At 64.8% G+C, this 2922-nt stretch carries 3 protein-coding genes; all 3 read right to left on the bottom strand.

Annotated elements, in window-relative coordinates:
* Positions 1 to 266: 266 nt before the first annotated feature.
* The 3 genes from GA0061099_RS38955 to GA0061099_RS38945 all read right to left on the bottom strand — a co-directional run bounded on the left by GA0061099_RS38955 (position 267) and on the right by GA0061099_RS38945 (position 2872).
* Entirely contained in the window at positions 267 to 1181 is a 915-nt protein-coding gene (locus tag GA0061099_RS38955; protein WP_074448689.1) for an ArdC family protein, read from the bottom strand.
* A gap of 293 nt (positions 1182 to 1474) precedes the next feature.
* Positions 1475 to 2062 (bottom strand): hypothetical protein, encoded by a 588-nt coding sequence (locus GA0061099_RS38950; protein ID WP_074448688.1) that lies wholly within the window; start codon positions 2060 to 2062, stop codon positions 1475 to 1477.
* Positions 2063 to 2458: 396 nt separating this feature from the next.
* On the bottom strand, positions 2459 to 2872 hold the full coding sequence (locus tag GA0061099_RS38945) for a hypothetical protein (protein ID WP_074448690.1): 414 nt from the start codon (positions 2870 to 2872) through the stop codon (positions 2459 to 2461).
* Positions 2873 to 2922: the final 50 nt, after the last annotated feature.

The raw sequence follows: 2922 nt of genomic DNA, 5'->3' as shown, positions 1-2922 counted from the left end.
GCGCGCTGCTCTGCCGTCAAGCGAGCCTCGCGGCCCGAAAGTGAATCCGCAGGCCGCGAGCGAGATTTGCTCGGCACAGCGACGACCTGTGCAAAGTCAGAACGTCGTCCTCCTCGAACGACGGCACGCAAGGCCACAATCAGGTGGCGCAGAACGAGGAATGAACGGACACTGGCCCTCGAGCGGCCAACAAGGCCGGATCTCTGCGCTGAACCACCGGATAGCTAGGGGCCGGCAAGCGCCGACGCCAATCACGTTATGGCTCATCATGCTGCCTCCTCGACCTCTGCGGCCTTCGGCTGATAGGCAACGGCGCGTTGCGCATGCGCGGCCGCCGAGAAGATAAAGCGCTTCTCACTAGACAAAACTTCCAACCACGATGCGAGGTAGCTGGCATGATCCGGCCTCGGTTCCAGTTCGGGAGAAATCCCGAGATCCGCGCAGAGGAAGCAGCTCCCGAGCTCCGCGATCAGCTCTTCGCGCGCGCGTTCGCTCCGATCCTTGCTGTAACGGCTCAGATCGCGATTAACGCGATAAGCGGGAGCGGTCCAGTGCACGGTCTCATGGGCCCTGACGGCGACATAGGAGGCGGTGTCACGAAAACTTTCGATCGGCGGCATCTGAATATGATCGGAGGAGGGTGCGTAAAACGCCCTCGAGCCGCCATGCCGAACAATCGCGCCGGTATTGGCAAAGAAAGCGTCGGCGCTCGCGTTACGCTCGATCGTTGATGCGACAGCGGCTGGCCGATTGTAATAATGCTCGGGCAAGCCATCGATTTGATCGACGCAAAACACGGTATAGGCCTTCAAGAAGGAGATATCCTTTTCAACTTCACCGCCGTGAGCGTCGGTCTCCGTCTTGGTGAAGCGGCTCGCATACACCACAGTGCTGCCGGTCTCGCCCTTACGGACATGCGCGCCGAGTTCGGTAGCCTGCTTGAACGTCATCCAGATCGGACAGCGGAAGCCGCGCGCGACGGCTTCTGACCAAAGCAGCACGACATTGATGCCCGTATAGGGCTGGCCGTTGTGCCGCAGCGGTCGCGTGATGTGGCCTGCCATATTCGCGGCGGCCCAAGGTTGAACCCAAGGGCGCACACCGCGTTCGAGCTCCGCGACAATGCGGTCCGTGATGCCGGCGTACAGGTCGCCTCGCGCCTTTTCTCCATTCCTGTTCATTATAATGACCTCCGTTCGGGAGGCCGCGCCCATCGCGGCTCCTCACGGGGTCCGCCACCGCCGGGTCCAAGGTCCGCGCACCCGCAGGGCCGAAGCAGCGCGAAGGACGGCAAAGCCGTTGCGCGGGCATAGGGTCCGGCGCAGGACCACGGACCGGGAGGAGCCGATGATCGCGCGCAGCGCGGGCAGGCGCCCTTGTTGCAGCGGCGACATGAAAACGGTCCAGTCTCGGGGACCGGCCCGTGAGGTGGCTGCAGTGGAAGAGGCGCGGGGCCGAGGCCCCGCGCTGACAGTTAGTCGAACGCCGACATCTGGGCTTTCGCCGCCTTTCGGCCAACGGTGTCGGTCGTGTTGTCGACCGGACGCTCGAAAGGCTTCCAGGTCTCGCCGACGACTTTTTCGTAGGCGGCGACGGCGCCCTCGGCGGCCATGCGAAGCGCATGAGACTGCACGCCCATGTCGGCGGCGAATTCACGCTTGCGCTGTGCCTGGCTATCGAAGCCTACCGGACCATCGAGATCCTCATCGCGGCCGTCATTGGCGAGCTTGGCGGTCGCATCTCGCGCTTCGGTGACAGCGCGGGTGTAGAATTGGCCAGCGCCATGCGCGGAGCCGACATAAGCGCCGACGATCCGTTGAAGGTGAATCTGCATCGCGCGTTCACTCAGGCCGTCCTTGAGCGCGTCGGCGGTTTCGATGATGAGCCGCTCATGCAGATCGCGGATGCCGTCGCTGTCCAGGATCGCAAGGCCGAAACTTTCGGAGAGGCGCTGTGCCTGTGCCGCGTCAGGGCAGGCGAGCCGGACCATTTCGAGCGTGGTGCCCTTGCGAAGCGGGATGACACGGGCGCTGGCGCGAGGGGAACGAGTAGGTTTGGTCATGGTGAATTCCTTATCTGGTTTCGCCGTCAGGTTCGATCCAGCCCCTGCCGGACCTCCCTTCGGGTGCGGTCGGCCAGCGCCGCCGGGATGAGGGCCGCTTCAAGGTCCGGGGACCGCCAGGCGAGCGAGGTCCGGCTGCGGACAAGCAGGGCCCAGATTGCTGGAGCCCTGCGCCGAACGCGGCGGGGCCTTGCCGAGATCGGCGGTTCCTGGTCACTTGCGACTTGGCCTTGAAGCGGACCGCCGGCGGCGCAGACCGCAGCAAACCCGAGGGGAGAGCCGACAGGGTGCGGGCCGGGTTGGCGAATGCGGAAAGGTTCGACCCAGCAGACCGCCAGCTTCGCGCCATGCTCGAGATGTTCGCCTGAGCGAGCTACAAGGTCGGCTTTGGCCCCTCTAGGCCACAGCGCCATGCCGCTTGCCCGGACGACGTTCGGCCGGACTGCGACATTCTTTCATGCGATGTGCGCGCTCCGAGTCGTCACGAGCGGGGCGAGACTCCGGCGCGCATCGAGCCCGCAGCATCTCGATCGCAGCATCCTGCCGGGCGAGCTTGCGCGAGAGTGCATCGATCTCCGGCTGGCGCTCTGCGGTGATCGCCGCAAGGTTTGAGCGATAGCGTTCGAGGAAAGCGCTCGGGTCAGGCGGCTTGCCGCGACGGTATCCGGACCGCTTGCGGCCAAGCTGCGGGATCAGCGTCGTGATGCGGCGGATGATCTGCCGGTCGATCATGTCGAGCTGGCGCTGCGTCTGGCGACGCGCCTCCTCCATGCGCGAAAGCTGGGTGAGGCGTTCGGGGGAAGCCTTCATGGCGACGTCCTTCCCTGCCAGCCGATGAAGCTCGATGGCCCGGAATAGAC

The organism is Bradyrhizobium yuanmingense (genome assembly GCF_900094575.1).
GTDB lineage: Bacteria > Pseudomonadota > Alphaproteobacteria > Rhizobiales > Xanthobacteraceae > Bradyrhizobium > Bradyrhizobium yuanmingense.
The sequence above is the reverse complement of the archived record's forward strand: the minus strand, read 5'-3'. Positions and strand labels throughout refer to the sequence as shown.

Bases quoted from the DNA above. Each gene is read 5' to 3' on its own strand.
- GA0061099_RS38955 (WP_074448689.1), bottom strand. From the start codon at position 1,181: ATGAACAGGAATGGAGAAAAGGCGCGAGGCGACCTGTACGCCGGCATC.
- GA0061099_RS38950 (WP_074448688.1), bottom strand. From the start codon at position 2,062: ATGACCAAACCTACTCGTTCCCCTCGCGCCAGCGCCCGTGTCATCCCG.
- GA0061099_RS38945 (WP_074448690.1), bottom strand. From the start codon at position 2,872: ATGAAGGCTTCCCCCGAACGCCTCACCCAGCTTTCGCGCATGGAGGAG.